The sequence below is a fragment of the Acinetobacter sp. 24-47-67 genome, assembly GCF_056779735.1.
The window spans coordinates 12,545-28,730 of sequence record NZ_JBWYIK010000010.1; the positions used below are offsets into that span (position 1 = coordinate 12,545).

Sequence of the window (16,186 nt, forward strand, 5' to 3'; positions counted from 1 at the left end):
AGTGATTAACGATTTGGTTTTATTAATGAAAGTATTTCAAAGCATTGTTACCCCTTTTGCATTATTTGGCTTCGGTCTCGTGATGTTAGGTTGTCAGCCGCAATCACAACCCGATCAAGAAAAGGAATCAACAGCAGCTAATATTGAAGAATCTTCTCCTGTCCAAGTCACTGATCCAGCTGACTTAAAGTCAGGCAATATGTTTTACATTGTACGTGATGTGGCAGATGTACAGCTGAAAGCAGGTGGATATATTGAGCAAATTCAACAGCTACAATCTGATTTAGAAGAAGCTGTAAATAATAAAGATCCACAAAAGTTAGATCAGTCAGTGCAAAGTTTGAAATCTCAATTACTAGGATTTAATGAGGCATTGACAGGACTTGACCTAAAAAGCCAAGAAATTGCCCAGATTCGTTCTAATATTTTAACGGCAAATCAAAATGTATTAGCTTCACCATTACTAAACGGCCAAGTGAATTTAAACAACATCGATTTTGCAGCCTTAGAAAAGCAAATGGGTAATATCCAAGGTGAAATGGTGAAATTAGCCAGTATGCTTTTGACTCAGTCCGGATCATCTACAGAAAATAATCAAGCCGAGGATTGATATACATTATTCTCACAAAATAGAGATGGTGGAGTGAGGGATTTCTCTTTAATTTGGATCTTAAATAATTCAAATATCATGGAGTCGGCATGTCTACCTCACCCATCTATAATATAACTCCTATTACTTTTCGTTTAGATTTAAAAGATCCTTTCATCTTTACTGCTCATCATATTGATCACTACCCTGCCGGGAATGCTGAAATGGGACCAGTTCATCCTGCAATCAATCAAGAATTCAAGATGTATTATGGTAGTGTTGTTCCCGGCTTTCCCGAACATCCACACACGGGTTTTGAAACCATTACTTTAGTGGAACAAGGTTATGTCGATCATTTTGATTCCTTGGGTAATGGTGGACGATATGCTGCAGGCGATGTGCAATGGCTAAGTACGGGAAATGGTGTTGAACACTGTGAAATGTTCCCGTTAATTCATCAGGATCGAGAGAATCCTTTTGAATTATTTCAAATTTGGTTTAACTCATCTCCAGAACAAAAAAAACAACCTGCTGATTATAAAATGTTTTGGCGTGAACAAATTCCACAAGTGAAAGCGACTGATCACCAGTCTCGCAGCATTGATGTACGAGTTATTTCAGGACAATATCAAAATCAAAATGCATTAAGTCGCCCACCACATTCTTGGGCAGCTGCAGCAGAAAATAAAGTGAATATATACTTAATTACTTTAGAAGCTGGCGCACATCTTGAAATTCCAGCTACCACCGCGACCTCCACTCGATTTGCTTACTTTTATCAGGGTTCAACTTTAAATATTGCTGATTCAACCATTCAATTTAAACATCTGGTAGAGCTTAAAGCTGACACCGAAATTCAACTTAAAGCAGGTGATCAAGAAGCGAGAATCTTATGGTTAGAAGGTGAACCTATTGGAGCACCAGTTGCAATGCGAGGGCCTTTTGTACTGAACAGCAAAGAAGAGCTTGATGTTGCATTCAAACGATATCGTGAGACCCATTTCGGTGACTGGCCTTGGCCAAGTGATGCTCCAACGTTTTCACGTGAAACACCCCGTTTTGCCAGCTATGAAGGTGGTAAACGCAAGGAATATCCTGAACAAATGAGTTCAGATGGGGCTTAACAAGGTTTAAATATTACAGTATTCATCTTTGCCCAATGCTCGTTTAATATCCTGTTCAAAACGCGCATTGGGAAAAGGATAACGTTGAGGCAAATACAAGGTAAATCTTGTCAACGTAGGTGATAGCTTTTCTACAGTTGCCTTATGAACGTATTCACCACGTTCCGTTCGAGCAAATAGGGTTGCCATTTCAATATGCTCTTCAAGCTTGTTTTCAGTAAAGACTAGGTCATCATCACGTGTGAAACCGATACATCGACGATATGCTTGTCTCAGATTTTGAAATACGCTGAGATAATCCAACTCGATTTCAGCACTTAAACCATTTTTATACGAGTTGGCAACCAAGGCCGCTTCAGTGGGTTCATTGGGCTGACTTAAATAATAATTTTGACATGCGGTGAGCTGACTGAAGGTGAATATGCTTAGCGCGATAATTAGACTTTGACGATACATTATTTTATTTGGATTTATTAGACTTATACCTGAATTGTAGCAAAGTCTAAGCCGTGATTTAATTCAGCTTTATACTTTTAATGTAATTGAACCATGCAACTGATCATCTTCACTGGAGTTCAAGCTTCGGGTAAATCAAGCTACTATCTTTTACATTTGGCACATTCACATTTAAGAATTAACTTAGACATGCTAAAAACTCGCCATCGGGAAAACATGATCTTTGAAACCTGTCTAGCCTCTAAAACCAAAACGGTGATCGACAATACCAACCCGACCAAAGCTGACCGAGCGCGTTATATTCAAAGAACCAAAGATGCAGGTTTTGAAGTGATTTCTTATTATTTTGAAACGGATTTAACCAGTACCTTAGAACGCAATAGCCATCGTATGGGCAAAGCAAATATTCCAGAAGTCGGTGTTCGTGCAACCTATAAGAAGCTTGAAGTACCGACACCAGATGAAGGTTTTGATCAGATTTTTAAAATCAAAATTATAGGCAATGGCGAGTTTTCAGTTGTGCCCCTTTAAGCTATGCAGCAGCAATGCTCAGTTGATATTGCACGGTTTCACCTGCATCTAAACTCACTTTCTCCGATGCAATCTGCCCTGTTTCTACACAAATAAAATCTTGCCAAGCATTGTCTGCAACATCGGCAAGTCGTTGTGCTTTTTCAATCCAAGGATTCCAGATCACCGCACTTTTTGCTGTGCTTTGAATCTGAATATGATGTTCACCATTTTGCTGAATGGTAAATTTCCCTGATGTTTTCGGGTAAATACGGTCTGTTTCCGCTGTAAATTCAATGCTTTGAGAAGTTTGAATTTTGACCTTGTTTTGATCTAACTGGTCAATATAGTCTGTCTCTTGTAAACCTAAAACTGATGCGTGTTGTGTTGCTACAGGGAAATAGCTATGCCATGCAAAAGAAAACTCAAAGGCATGTTGATCTAAATTTTGCAGTTTAAATTCGAGTTTGAGTTCTTCACCGCAATGAATCAGCATTTGTAATTTAAACGCATAGTTCCAGAGTTGGCGTGTGGATGCTGAGTCGATTAGTTCAAGTACGATGTGATGCCCTGCTACATCTTCAGTAATGTCTTTGAGTTGCCATAGGCTATTTCGAGCAAAGCCGTGTGCAGGTAAGTTTGCATCGGTTGGATGTCCACCGAACCATGGAAAACACAGTGGAATACCACCACGTATGGCTTTCCTTGTTTCAAATTTGGCAAGATCGGATAACCAAAGTAGGTCTTTGTTGTGTTTTTTGCTATGGAATTTTAGGACTTGTGCACCGTGTAGTGAAATCAGTGCTTCGCAAAATGAGTTTTCTATTGATAAAACCTCAACATCGTTTATAACAATTTTTTTAGCTAAGTCTTCCACAAAATACCCATTTTATATATTTAAAAATATGTATATTTAAGATTACATCATAGATTAAGTATTTGAAATTATTTTAATAAGTTACTGTTTAAAAAGGTAATTTTGTACTGGCCAAATTGTTATAAAAATGGCAAAATAGCTTCTTATGTTTTTATGTGTTTTTTAATATGTCCTATAAAGTTGTTTCTTTCTTCTCTGGTGCTGGCGGGCTTGACTTAGGCTTTGAAAGAGCTGGATTTGATATTATCTTTGCCAATGAGTTTGATAAAGATATTTGGGCAACATATGTATTAAACCATCCAAAAACTTATCTAGATACTCGTAGCATCACTGAAATACAAGATGATGAAGTTCCTGAATGCGATGGAATTATTGGTGGTCCACCTTGCCAAAGCTGGAGTGAAGCAGGAAAAAAACGCGGCATTGATGATAAACGTGGACAACTATTCTTTGATTTTATTCGTATTCTTGAAGCTAAAAAACCTCTGTTTTTCTTAGCAGAGAATGTAAGCGGCATGTTAGCTTCTCGTCATAGCGAGCCCTTAGAAAGAATTAAAAACACATTTTTAGAAGCTGGGTATGACTTGCACTTTAAACTATTAAATGCAACTGATTTTGGAATTGCTCAAGATCGTAAACGCGTCATTTTCATTGGTTTCAGAAGTGATCTAAATGTTGAATATGAATTCCCTGAACCAACTGATGAAAAGAAAACATTAGAAGACATCATTAAAGATTTAGAAAATACAGCTGTTCCTGCAATTAATAAATCTAAACCTAATCCTGATGTCGTAATTCCAAACCATGAATACATGACTGGTGGTTTCTCATCTATGTTTATGTCACGAAATCGTGTCCGTAGTTGGGATGAGCCTTCTTTTACAATTCAAGCTGGTGGTCGACACGCACCTATTCATCCTAGTGCGCCAAAGATGATTAAAATTGGTACGGATGAATTTATGTTTGCACCTGACTCAGAATATCGCCGTTTAAGTGTACGTGAGTGTGCAAGAATTCAAAGCTTCCCTGATGACTTTGTTTTCAAATATACCGATGTAAACCATGGTTATAAAATGATCGGTAATGCCGTAAATGTCGATTTTGCCCATATCCTTGCAAAAAGCATTAAAGACGCATTAAAAAATGTACCTAAAATAGGTCAGCAATTGGATCTAATTTAGTTATTTATTAGTATTCTATGATAAAAAAGACTCTCAAGTTGAGGGTCTTTTTTTATGTCTAAATCCAACAATAATGGACGAGCGTTAGAAGCATGTCTTGTACACACATTAGTGAGTTTAAATCCTAATTTACAACTTTCAAAAATTACACAGCATGCACAAGCAAGAGATTTAAAGCATTTTGATAAGTTACCTCCAAATGAACAACTATTTTTTAAAGATGGTTGTTTAGCCTATACAAAATTATTAAATCCTAATGAGATTTTATTTATTGAAAGACTTGAAGATTCTGCTGCAATAAAAGGAGATGTAACTGATATTAGGATTACCTACAAAGATAAATCCATAAAGAATATTTCGGTTAAAAACAATCATGATGCATCAAAACATCCACGATTAGGTGCATTTATTTCAAAACAACTCGGTTTTGGGAAAGATTCACCTCTTCATTCTGAATACATTTTAAATCTACACAGAATAGAACAAAATTTTTATTCCCAAACATTTCCAAATGAATACTTATTTAATGTCGTAAAATCAAGAAATGAACAGATCATTAATAATTTATATAGTGATGTCTATAATTTAACAATTCAACAAATTAACACTCATGGACACAACTCACAAGCTACTCAAAATTATTTTCTATTCTTATTAGGTAATCGTGATTTTGAAAAGTTCAAATTGAACCCTAATCATACTTTTACATTACAGAATTTTTCTTCTCAAAATCTACCATCTTCAATGGTAGCAAGTTTAGATCAATTAACTGGTTATGCTCGAGTAGATTTTAATAATGGCTTTTCTTTTCTTATGAGAATCCATACTGCAAGCTCAAAATTTAATTCCAATGGAAGAGCAAGATTAAGTTTAAAGTATGATGTGAACATATTTATTAACCCTGACTACAACCCAAGAACTTATAATTTTTAAACATAAAAAAACCACCCTTTCGGGTGGTTTTTCAATCTCGAACCGTCTCTTATTGAGCGCGGTTTTTGATTTTGCGGATGGTTTCCAACTGTGCAGCTGTTTCTGCAAGCGCAGCCAAAGCAGCAGCAGCGTCCAAATCGCTCTTTTGATTTGCTAACAAAGTTTCAGCATTTTTACGTGCTTCAACGATTGCAGCTTCATCTAAGTTTTCTGCACGGACTGCAGTATCTGCAAGAACCGTAACAACATGCGGTTGAACTTCAAGAACACCACCAGATACATAGATTAATTCTTCTGTACCATTCTCCAACTGAACGCGAATCGCGCCCGGTTGAAGTAAAGTTACTAGTGGGGCATGACCAGGCATAATACCTAACTCACCACCAGCACCTTTAGCAATTAGCATAGTTACAGTGCCTGAGTACAAAGACTCTTTAACACTTACAACGTCACATTGCATAGTCGCCATGAGAACCTCCTAAATTAGGTAGCTAATTAAAGTTTCTCGGCTTTAGCAATAACTTCGTCAATACCACCAACCATATAGAACGCTTGTTCTGGGATGTGATCGTATTCACCAGCTAGAAGACCTTTAAAGCCACGAATAGTTTCTTTAAGCGGTACAAGTTTACCAGGAGCACCAGTAAACACTTCTGCTACGTGGAACGGTTGAGAGAAGAAACGCTGGATCTTACGTGCACGGTATACAGTAAGTTTGTCTTCTTCTGACAATTCGTCCATACCAAGAATTGCGATAATGTCTTTCAATTCTTTATAACGTTGAAGAACGTTTTGAACTGAACGAGCGATTTCGTAATGCTCAGTACCAACAACTAATGGATCTAATTGACGTGAAGTAGAGTCAAGTGGATCGATCGCAGGGTAAATACCTTGTGAAGCGATGTCACGGCTCAATACAACTGTCGCATCCAAGTGAGCGAACGTAGTCGCTGGAGATGGATCCGTTAAGTCATCGGCAGGTACGTATACAGCTTGGATAGATGTAATCGAACCAGACTTAGTAGAAGTAATACGTTCTTGAAGAACACCCATCTCTTCTGCAAGTGTCGGTTGGTAACCTACTGCAGATGGCATACGACCTAGAAGTGCTGATACTTCAGTACCTGCTAGTGTATAACGGTAGATGTTGTCTACGAACAATAATACGTCACGGCCTTTACCGTTTTCGTCTTTTTGATCACGGAAGTACTCAGCCATAGTAAGACCAGTTAACGCTACGCGTAAACGGTTACCTGGTGGCTCGTTCATCTGACCGTAAACCATCGCTACTTTGTCAAGAACGTTAGAGTCTTTCATCTCGTGATAGAAGTCGTTACCTTCACGAGTACGCTCACCAACACCAGCGAATACAGATAAACCTGAGTGCGCTTTAGCAATGTTGTTGATCAACTCCATCATGTTTACAGTTTTACCAACACCGGCACCACCGAACAGACCAACTTTACCACCTTTCGCGAACGGGCAAAGTAAGTCGATGACTTTAATACCAGTTTCTAAAAGGTCAGTAGAAGCAGCTTGTTCTGCATAAGAAGGCGCTTGACGGTGAATCGGTAAACGCTCTTCAGTTGCAACAGGACCAGCTTCGTCGATCGGGCGACCAAGAACGTCCATGATACGACCAAGCGTCGCTGGACCAACTGGTACAGAGATCGGAGCGTTAGTGTTAGTTACGTTCAAACCACGCTTAAGACCTTCTGTAGATCCCATCGCAATTGTACGTACAACGCCGTCACCAAGTTGTTGCTGAACTTCTAATGTAGTTTCAGTGCCATCAACCTGAAGAGCGTCATAGATCTTAGGAACACTGTTGCGTTCAAACTCGACGTCGATAACCGCGCCGATGATCTGAATGATACGACCGCTACTCATTGCTGTCTCCTCAATTCAAAATAATGTTAAACGGCAGCGGCACCACCAACGATCTCAGAAATTTCCTGAGTAATCGCGGCTTGACGCAGCTTGTTATAAATAAGTTGTAGGTTCTTGATCAATTCACCCGCGTTATCCGTTGCAGCTTTCATTGCAACCATACGAGCAGATTGCTCACACGCGATGTTTTCGATCACACCTTGGTATACCACAGACTCGATATAACGAACCAATAAACCATTTAAAAGCTCTTCAGCTTCTGGTTCATAGATATAATCCCAACCGTATTGGCGGTTAAGAGTCTTGTCATCTTCAGCAGCTGCTAAAGGAACAAGTTGTTCGATTTTTTGATTTTGAGTCATGGCATTCACAAAGCCGTTAGACACCAAATAAATGCGATCTAATTCGCCTTTATCGTATGCATCCAACATGACTTGTACAGAACCAGACAACTGTTCAAGACTTGGAGTGTCACCCACTTGAGTGGTTGCACCAAGTACTTTACCGCCGTAGTTTTTAAAAAACGAAACCGCTTTTTGACCAATCAAAGCAAATTGAACTTCAATTGACTGCTCTTGTTGCTGTTGAACGTGTTTTACCACTTTCTTGAACAAGTTAATGTTCAAACCACCAGCAAGACCGCGATCTGATGACACGATGATATAGCCAACGCGCTTAACTGGGCGTTCAACCATATAACGATGTTTATATTCAGGGTTCGCTTGTACTAAATGAGCAATTACACGGTGCATATTTTCGGCATACGGACGGCCCTGAGCCATGCGCTCTTGCGCACGACGCATCTTAGAAGCTGCTACCATCTGCATCGCGCGAGTAATTTTCTGCGTGCTTTTGATACTAGCTACTTTGGCGCGAATTTCTTTTAAATTTGCCATACGCTTAACCTAGTATTCGAAGGCCCTTTCGAGCCCTCGAAGGTTGATTCCGTGAACCAAACCGACACTAAATTTCAACAGTTTGAAAATTAGTAAGTTTGAGTCGCTTTAAAGCTTTCAATACCAGCTTTGAATGCTGCTTCGATGTCTTTGTTCCAATCACCAGTTTCATCGATCTGTTGCATTAACGCAGCATGTTCAGAACGGAAGTAAGAAATTAATGCAGCATCAAAGTCTACAATTTTCTTCACTTCTACGTCAGCCATGTAGCCTTCGTTAGATGCATATACAGACACAGCTTGGTCAGCAATTGAATATGGAGCATATTGTTTTTGCTTCATTAATTCAGTTACACGTTGACCATGCTCAAGTTGCTTACGAGTTGCTTCATCAAGGTCAGAAGCGAACTGAGCAAACGCAGCCAATTCACGATATTGTGCTAAAGCAGTACGGATACCACCAGACAATTTTTTGATGATCTTAGTTTGAGCAGAACCACCAACACGAGATACAGAGATACCCGCGTTCACAGCAGGACGAATACCTGCGTTGAATAATGATGTTTCTAAGAAGATCTGACCATCAGTAATCGAAATTACGTTCGTTGGTACGAATGCAGATACGTCACCCGCTTGAGTTTCAATAATCGGTAATGCAGTTAATGAACCAGTTTGGCCTTTAACTTCACCGTTAGTGAATTTCTCAACATAGTCAGCAGATACACGAGAAGCACGTTCAAGTAGACGACTATGAAGATAGAATACGTCACCTGGATACGCTTCACGACCTGGTGGACGGCGTAAAAGCAATGAAATTTGACGATACGCAACTGCTTGTTTAGATAAGTCATCATAAATGATTAACGCATCTTCACCGCGGTCACGGAAGTATTCGCCCATTGTACAGCCAGAGTACGGAGCAAGGAAAAGCATTGCTGCTGGATCCGCTGCCGCTGCTGCTACAACAGTCGTATACGCCATAGCGCCAGTTTCTTCTAACTTACGTACAACGTTTGCGATAGTTGATTGTTTTTGACCAACTGCAACGTAAATACATTTAATGCCAGAATTCTTCTGTGCGATGATCGCATCGATCGCCATTGCTGTTTTACCAGTTTGACGGTCACCGATGATTAATTCACGTTGGCCACGACCAACTGGAATCATTGTATCAACTGATTTATAACCAGTTTGTACAGGCTCATCTACCGATTGACGCCAAATTACGCCTGGTGCAACTTTTTCAACTGCATCAGATAATTTTGCATCAATTGGGCCTTTACCATCAATTGGGTTACCCAAAGCATCTACTACACGGCCTAAAAGTTCTGGACCAACCGGAACTTCTAATACACGACCTGTGCAACGAGCTTTTTGACCTTCTTGAAGGCTTAAGTAGTTACCTAAAACAACGACGCCCACTGAATCCTGTTCTAGGTTCAGTGCCATACCGTATAAGCCGCCGTCGAATTCGATCATTTCACCGTACATTGCATCAGCAAGGCCGTGAATACGCACAATACCGTCGGAAACCATAACAATGGTTCCTTCGTTCTTAGCGGTCGCGCTGGTGTCCAGATCGCCGATACGCTGTTTAATGAGCGCACTGATCTCGGATGGATTCAGTTGTTGCATTGCGCTATACCTCAATCTTTATTAAGTTCAGTCTTCTTTTTACGCAATTATGCAAGAAGACGAGTCCGCATTTTTTCAAGCTTATTAAGCGCAGAATCATCTATCACTTGGTCGCCTGCACGAATAACAACACCCGCGATTAACGCTGGGTTAACTTCTACTGAAACATTTACAGCTGCGTTGAAACGTTTCTCTAACGCAGATGCAAGTAATTGCTCTTGTTCAGCAGAAAGTGGTAATGCAGATTCAATCACGACATCTACCACATTGTTATTTTGTGATTTAAGAAGTTCGTACTCTGCTTCAATCTCAGGTAACAAAGTTAAACGATCATTTTCAGCCAAAAGTGTCAAAAAGTTAGACACTTCAGCAGTTTGATCTGCACCTAAAACCTTAGCAAATAAACTTACTTGCTCCACAGGAGTAAGCTCAGGGCGACTCAAGTAAGCGGAAAATGCTTCATCTTGCACCGCAGCACTAAGCACTTGTAACACATTTGACCAATTGTCAGTTGCACCTTGCTCAGAAGCGAAAGCAAATGCTGCTTTAGCGTACGGGCGTGCTAACGTCAAGAGTTCAGCCATAATCGCCTCGCTTAAAGTTTAGCAGCCAGCTGAGTAAGCATGGCATTGTGAGCTGCTTCATCAACTTGTTGGTTCAGAATTTTCTCTGCACCAGCAACAGCAAGAGCTGCAACTTGTTGACGTAATTCTTCACGAGCAGCATTGATCTCTGTGTCAACAGCTTCTTTCGCTTGTTGACGAATACGCTCACCTTCAGCAGATGCTTGAGTACGAGCTTCTTCAACCAATTGAGCCGCACGACGGTTCGCTTGTTCGATCAATTGAGCCGCTTGTGCTTTCGCTGCATCTAATTCAGCTTTAACTTGAGCTTGCGCATCTGCAAGATCAGCTTTCGCCTTTTCAGCTGCATTTAAGCCATCAGCAATTTTACGCTGACGCTCACTAATCGCATTGATTAGTGGAGGCCAAACGAATTTCATACAGAATGCGACAAAGATCGCAAACGCAATCGCTTGACCAAACAGAGTATAGTTAATATTCATTGCTATTCCTCAAATAGTTGATTTCGGAATTTAGCTAATTAACCTACTAGGCCGATGAACGGATTTGCAAAGATAATGAACAAACCAATACCAACACCGATCATAGGCACAGCATCAAGAAGACCCGCGATTAAGAACATACGAGTTTGAAGTTGTGGAGCCAATTCTGGTTGACGAGCAACAGCTTCAAGGAAGCGACCACCTAAAAGACCAAAACCGATCGCAGTACCTAAAGCACCGAACGCGATTAAAAGAGCAGCTGCAACAGCAGATAAGCCAACTACTAAATCCATGAAAAAATCCTCAGAGGTTGAGTTTAAATCAAACAAAAAAACTTTAGCCCAACTACATAGTGTAGTCGAGCAAATATTAATTAATGCTTCTCGCTAGCCATACTCATATACACGATCGTTAACATCATGAAGATGAATGCTTGTAACGTGATAACAAGAATATGGAAGATTGCCCAAGGCACAGACAACGCCCATTGAATCCAGAACGGTAATAATGCGATCAAAATGAAGATCAATTCACCCGCATACATGTTACCGAACAAACGGAGAGCCAATGAAATTGGACGCGCGATAAAAGTTACTAATTCAAGAAGAATATTTACTGGAATTAATAATGCTTTTAAAAATGGGTTACTTGGATTGAATGGGTTAAGCGCAAATTCTGCACCGAAACCGACAAGACCTTTTTCACGGATACTATAGAAAATAGTTAACGCAAATACTGATAACGCCATACCAAGGGTTACGTTAGGGTCAGTAGATGGAACGATCTTGAAGTAAACATGATGCGGGTCGATACCGAATAGCCCACCAATTATGTGTTGAGCTGTATAAGGAATCCAGTCAACAGGGATAAGGTCCATCAAGTTCATGAGGAAAATCCACACGAAGATGGTAAGAGCTAGAGGCGCGATTAAACGTGATTTACCATGAAAGGTATCACGAACACTTGAGTCAACAAACTCAACGATCATTTCAATTGCAGCCTGGAACTTGGTCGGAACACCAGAGTTTGCAGCTTTCGCTACTAACCAGAACAACAAACAGAAAATGACGCCAAGGCCGATTGACCAACCCATAGAATCCAAGTGAATAGCAGTGAACCCCATCTCTTTCGCTTCTTCAGCAGTCTCAGCTAACTTCCACGTACCATCTGGTGCTTTACCATAGGTCATGTTCGTTAAGTGATGCTGAATATACTCAGACGAGGTAAGGGTATGTTCTTCAGCAGCCATAAATCACACCTGGTTAATGTCAAATACAAATTAGAGTTAACGAATATCGCGTGCTGCTTGATATCTCGTTAAACATCTAAAAAACTTTTCAATTTTTCGTTGCAATTCAACTCATTTTGATAGACGCGACGCCCAAAAAGGTGCGACCCACGACATGGTCTGAACGAGTATGAAACCACAAAACAATGCGACCGCTGACAACGGTTTCACATTGATTAAAATCAAAATGAAGCCAACAATCACAATTCCAAACTTACCGAGCAACCCCCGATACATATTCGATAGAACCTGTTTCGAAGCTCTTGCACCTGCAGCTCTGAACGACTGCCATGAAAAATAACAACTGGCTAGCCAACATACGAATGCACCTAATGCTGCACTCAAAGCCGCAGTCGAGTCTTTCAAGACCCACGCTATCAAGGCTGAAACAGGTATCATACATGCTTGCAAGATGACTAAAGCTTTCGCTAATCGTCGGTCAATCAAGCGACTAGTTCGGCTCATTTATTATCCACTCACAGCAATAATGCTTGACAAGTTTAGCTGATGATTATTTTTAATCGCAGGCATTATAGAGTTACACCCCTGAACATGCAATCTTTTCCCGACCTAAGTCTGGTATTTTTAGATCGTTTATTGCTGAGCACTTATACAATTATCGGCTGTTTTTACATCACTTTTGTGCTTTTTCTACACATGCACGTACTTGTATCGCTAGTGTCTGCCATGCTGTTATAAAATTCTGGTGTTTAGCAAAACTCTCATCAACTGCGAGAAAATTCACATGACCTAGAGACTTATATTGATTCTTATTAGCTACAGTTTCAGCCAAAAGACACATCTTTTGCTGAGGGCGATGGTCTTTTAAATATTTGATTTGAGCAATTGTAGGTGCCATATGTGGGTCTTCTGTCATCGCACCAGCGAATTTTAGCAACAGCGCACGCTCCAAGTATTGGTATGCATCATGTAATGACCAATACGGCTGAACACCATGATTGAGTTTTACACTTTGTGAGGTTTTCAGCATCTCATGTGCAAAAAGTTTAGCATTACTCCAATACTTGTCTTTAAACTCAGGTTGTTGTTGTGAGCGTAATGCCGCTATAAAAAAGCCAATACGAACTGCATTATTTGGTTCTAACCATACATGAGTATCGACAGTTCCTTTTACTACGTCCCCTCGACTATTTCTAAGCGGCAATGTTTGCAATATTCCTGTATTCAATAAGGCAACTGCTTTAGAGTTTTTCGCCAAAATACTCTCTAATGGCGCTTCATGCGCTTTACCAAGCCAAATAACCAATCCTGCATCTTGAATTAATTTGCGGTGCGCAGGGGTCAGATGAACATCATGCCCTGTTTGATTTTCTAGCAACAATTTTGGTTCTTCAATACCTTGAGTGATTTCTTTTGCAATCAAATACACTGGGTGTGTCGAAACCACCAAGGGTGCTTGTGCCCAAGCCAAGGTTGTGAATAATGCTGTAAAGCATAGTGCTAGCAGACGCAACATGAAATTAATTACCACTCGAATTTTGACGTTATAATATAACAAACAGTTAAAAATGCCTATGCTGTTCGTAAGTTGCAAGGTCTCATGATACTATTTATGAGATATCCCCTTCCCTTTTCGAAGTCTTGAGGTCAGTCCATGAGCGCATGTTCACACGAACATCATGATACTTTACACGGTGTGCATGATCACCCGAATGTTGAAGCTCGTTTATTAGAAGCTGAAGCAAGCTGCGCTGCTTCAGGCGCTAAATTGACTCCGCTTCGCAAAGAAGTTTTAGAGTTAATTTTAACGGCCTCAGGGCCTATGGGCGCTTATGACTTGTTGGCGAAATTAAAAGGTAATGCTGAACGTCCAGCAGCACCTCCAACTGTTTACCGCACCCTCGATTTTTTGCTCGAAAAAGGTTTTATTCATCGTTTAACTTCAATTAATGCCTATATTCCATGTTGCCATCCTCGTGCTGGACATCAAGCCGCATTTCTCATTTGCTCTAAATGCAATACAGTAAAAGAGGCTTCAGCTCTTGGTTTGATTCAACAACTTGATCAATTGGCTTCCTCTGATCATTTTCAGGCTCAACATAGCATTATTGAGATTTCAGGATTATGTCAGCAGTGCTCTCAGTAAGTTCTGCATTGCCATTAATTGAACTGCAGCAAATTAATGTGCGAATTGATGAAAGAGACATTTTAAAGAATGTTGACTTTCAGATTCATGACAAAGAAATTATTACCCTCATTGGTCCCAATGGGGCGGGTAAATCTACGCTTATCAAAGTGATTCTCGGAATTGTGAAGGCCAATTCTGGTCAAATTAAACATCATAAAGCCTTAAAGCTTGCTTACGTCCCTCAAAAGTTCAATCCATCCCACAGCTTGCCACTTCGAGTGAAAGATTTACTTGATTTAGAAAAGTGTGATCTTGCGATTAAACAAGAAATTATTCGAGATACTGGGATCATAAAATTACAAGATTCGAAAGTCCAACAGCTGTCTGGTGGGGAACGCCAGCGTGTACTTTTAGCACGCGCTCTGCTGCGCCAACCCAACTTATTGGTACTCGATGAACCGATGCAAGGTTTAGATATTCAATCTGAAGCTGAACTTTATGATTATGTTCGAAGTCTACCTGAGCGCTACGGCTGCTCGATCTTAATCGTCTCTCATGATTTGCAGTGGGTGATGCAAGGTACACAGCGTGTGGTATGCCTCAATAAACATATATGTTGTAGCGGCTTGCCTGAAAATATTCAACAAGACCCTGAGTATCAGGCTATTTTCGGCACTAATCGAGTGTTCTACCAACATCATCACGATCATTGTGCACATGGTGATACAGCAACGCCATGTCAACACGATCCTCGCCCCCATATTCATCCAGAACCGGAAGCTTAGATCATGATGGAATGGTTACAACTTCTATTACCCGCATGGATTATGGGAACATTATTAGTGTTTCTAACTGCACCGCTCGGTTGTCTTATGTTATGGCGCCGTATGTCATTCTTTGCAGACACAATGGCGCATGGAACTCTCTTGGGTGTGGCGATTGCTGGCTTACTCACCCTCCCCTTATGGATGGGGGTTACGTTTACCGCGTTACTCTTAGTCGCAGTCCTTTGGGTATTGCATGATCCTCGCCTGCCCAACGATGCATTACTTGCGTTATGTTCAGCAACGCTGCTTTGCTCAGGACTATTGGTCATCCAACACCTCCCTGCGCTAAGACCTGAGTTGCTGAGTTATTTATTTGGCGATCTTTTAACAATATCTTGGTCCGACTTACCGACATTTGCACTGGTGATTGTCATTGCACTCTCTGTGCTCTATAAAAGTTGGCAATCTCAAATTCAAATTGCGATTGATCCTGATATTGCGGTAAGTGAAGGTGTGAATGCGAAATGGCAGCGCCTTATTTTTATGCTGCTTCTTGCCTTATTTACAGTACTTGCGTTACGTGCAGTAGGTTCATTACTCATGGGTGCTTTATTGGTTATACCTGCATTAACCGCAAGACTTTTAGCACATTCACCTAAACACATGGTGCTATGGTCTTTTATTGTGGCTCAAGTTGGTGTGACTGTGGGTTTATGGTCGAGTGCGGGTTTAAATATTGCGACAGGTTTAAGCATTGTATTAACCATGGCAATCGTATTTGCTGTAATTTTTATCATTCAAAAATTTAAAAAGATAACCTGAATTATTTAGGCTATTCATTAATCTTGCTGCTTTATAAAATATTTATGAAGACAGAGAAAGATAT

Annotated in this window: 20 protein-coding genes; 8 read left to right on the forward strand and 12 right to left on the reverse strand. The window is 40.3% G+C overall.

What is annotated here, in order from left to right:
• Positions 1 to 25 precede the first annotated feature (25 nt).
• Entirely contained in the window at positions 26 to 610 is a 585-nt protein-coding gene (locus AC1M9K_RS11580; RefSeq protein WP_092768019.1) for a hypothetical protein, read from the forward strand.
• Positions 611 to 699: 89 nt separating this feature from the next.
• On the forward strand, positions 700 to 1,713 hold the full coding sequence (locus AC1M9K_RS11585; RefSeq protein WP_481589350.1) for a pirin family protein: 1,014 nt from the start codon (positions 700 to 702) through the stop codon (positions 1,711 to 1,713).
• 6 nt (positions 1,714 to 1,719) lie between these two features.
• Here AC1M9K_RS11585 and AC1M9K_RS11590 read toward each other — a convergent pair whose 3' ends face one another.
• Positions 1,720 to 2,169: a hypothetical protein gene (locus AC1M9K_RS11590; protein ID WP_481587704.1), complete on the reverse strand. Its 450-nt coding sequence runs from the start codon at positions 2,167 to 2,169 to the stop codon at positions 1,720 to 1,722.
• 93 nt (positions 2,170 to 2,262) lie between these two features.
• On the opposite strand from AC1M9K_RS11590, the gene AC1M9K_RS11595 reads away from it, so the two are divergent.
• Positions 2,263 to 2,700 carry an AAA family ATPase gene (locus AC1M9K_RS11595; RefSeq protein WP_481589351.1) on the forward strand — a complete coding sequence of 146 codons (438 nt, stop codon included), beginning with the start codon at positions 2,263 to 2,265 and terminating at the stop codon, positions 2,698 to 2,700.
• Position 2,701: 1 nt separating this feature from the next.
• On the opposite strand, the gene AC1M9K_RS11600 is transcribed toward AC1M9K_RS11595, so the two are convergent.
• Positions 2,702 to 3,556, reverse strand: a complete 855-nt coding sequence (locus AC1M9K_RS11600; RefSeq protein ID WP_481589352.1) for a D-hexose-6-phosphate mutarotase — start codon at positions 3,554 to 3,556, stop codon at positions 2,702 to 2,704.
• Between the two features lie 167 nt (positions 3,557 to 3,723).
• Between AC1M9K_RS11600 and AC1M9K_RS11605 the strand changes: the two genes are divergently transcribed.
• Complete coding sequence (locus AC1M9K_RS11605) at positions 3,724 to 4,737, forward strand: DNA cytosine methyltransferase (RefSeq protein WP_481589353.1); 1,014 nt, start codon at positions 3,724 to 3,726, stop codon at positions 4,735 to 4,737.
• A gap of 54 nt (positions 4,738 to 4,791) precedes the next feature.
• Entirely contained in the window at positions 4,792 to 5,670 is an 879-nt protein-coding gene (locus AC1M9K_RS11610; RefSeq protein WP_481589354.1) for a HaeIII family restriction endonuclease, read from the forward strand.
• Positions 5,671 to 5,719: 49 nt separating this feature from the next.
• Here the strand turns inward: AC1M9K_RS11610 and AC1M9K_RS11615 are convergent, their stop codons facing one another.
• From AC1M9K_RS11615 to AC1M9K_RS11660, 10 genes are all read right to left on the reverse strand, one after another.
• Positions 5,720 to 6,139, reverse strand: a complete 420-nt coding sequence (locus AC1M9K_RS11615) for a F0F1 ATP synthase subunit epsilon (protein WP_035268205.1) — start codon at positions 6,137 to 6,139, stop codon at positions 5,720 to 5,722.
• Positions 6,140 to 6,165: 26 nt separating this feature from the next.
• A complete protein-coding gene (gene atpD, locus AC1M9K_RS11620) occupies positions 6,166 to 7,560 on the reverse strand; it encodes a F0F1 ATP synthase subunit beta (RefSeq protein ID WP_035268203.1) in 1,395 nt (464 codons plus the stop codon).
• 26 nt (positions 7,561 to 7,586) lie between these two features.
• A complete protein-coding gene (atpG, locus tag AC1M9K_RS11625; RefSeq protein ID WP_035268202.1) occupies positions 7,587 to 8,456 on the reverse strand; it encodes a F0F1 ATP synthase subunit gamma in 870 nt (289 codons plus the stop codon).
• Between the two features lie 89 nt (positions 8,457 to 8,545).
• Complete coding sequence (gene atpA, locus AC1M9K_RS11630) at positions 8,546 to 10,090, reverse strand: F0F1 ATP synthase subunit alpha (RefSeq protein ID WP_035268197.1); 1,545 nt, start codon at positions 10,088 to 10,090, stop codon at positions 8,546 to 8,548.
• 47 nt (positions 10,091 to 10,137) lie between these two features.
• On the reverse strand, positions 10,138 to 10,674 hold the full coding sequence (locus AC1M9K_RS11635; protein ID WP_035268194.1) for a F0F1 ATP synthase subunit delta: 537 nt from the start codon (positions 10,672 to 10,674) through the stop codon (positions 10,138 to 10,140).
• An 11-nt stretch (positions 10,675 to 10,685) separates the two neighbouring features.
• Positions 10,686 to 11,156, reverse strand: coding sequence for a F0F1 ATP synthase subunit B (locus tag AC1M9K_RS11640; protein WP_035268191.1), 471 nt, complete (start codon positions 11,154 to 11,156; stop codon positions 10,686 to 10,688).
• A gap of 38 nt (positions 11,157 to 11,194) precedes the next feature.
• Entirely contained in the window at positions 11,195 to 11,449 is a 255-nt protein-coding gene (gene atpE / locus AC1M9K_RS11645; RefSeq protein ID WP_035268188.1) for a F0F1 ATP synthase subunit C, read from the reverse strand.
• Positions 11,450 to 11,529: 80 nt separating this feature from the next.
• Positions 11,530 to 12,405 carry a F0F1 ATP synthase subunit A gene (atpB, locus tag AC1M9K_RS11650; protein ID WP_035268181.1) on the reverse strand — a complete coding sequence of 292 codons (876 nt, stop codon included), beginning with the start codon at positions 12,403 to 12,405 and terminating at the stop codon, positions 11,530 to 11,532.
• A gap of 111 nt (positions 12,406 to 12,516) precedes the next feature.
• Complete coding sequence (locus AC1M9K_RS11655; RefSeq protein WP_035268179.1) at positions 12,517 to 12,909, reverse strand: ATP synthase subunit I; 393 nt, start codon at positions 12,907 to 12,909, stop codon at positions 12,517 to 12,519.
• 169 nt (positions 12,910 to 13,078) lie between these two features.
• On the reverse strand, positions 13,079 to 13,921 hold the full coding sequence (locus AC1M9K_RS11660; protein ID WP_035268175.1) for a metal ABC transporter solute-binding protein, Zn/Mn family: 843 nt from the start codon (positions 13,919 to 13,921) through the stop codon (positions 13,079 to 13,081).
• A 138-nt stretch (positions 13,922 to 14,059) separates the two neighbouring features.
• Between AC1M9K_RS11660 and AC1M9K_RS11665 the strand changes: the two genes are divergently transcribed.
• Genes AC1M9K_RS11665 through znuB form a run of 3 tightly spaced genes read left to right on the forward strand, consistent with a single transcriptional unit; the run spans position 14,060 to position 16,122 of the window.
• Complete coding sequence (locus AC1M9K_RS11665; protein ID WP_035268172.1) at positions 14,060 to 14,551, forward strand: transcriptional repressor; 492 nt, start codon at positions 14,060 to 14,062, stop codon at positions 14,549 to 14,551.
• Entirely contained in the window at positions 14,530 to 15,318 is a 789-nt protein-coding gene (gene znuC, locus AC1M9K_RS11670; RefSeq protein ID WP_035268168.1) for a zinc ABC transporter ATP-binding protein ZnuC, read from the forward strand. Before AC1M9K_RS11665 ends, znuC begins: the two co-directional genes overlap by 22 nt.
• Positions 15,319 to 15,321: 3 nt before the next feature.
• Positions 15,322 to 16,122: a zinc ABC transporter permease subunit ZnuB gene (znuB, locus tag AC1M9K_RS11675; protein WP_481589355.1), complete on the forward strand. Its 801-nt coding sequence runs from the start codon at positions 15,322 to 15,324 to the stop codon at positions 16,120 to 16,122.
• The last annotated feature ends 64 nt before the right edge of the window (positions 16,123 to 16,186 follow it).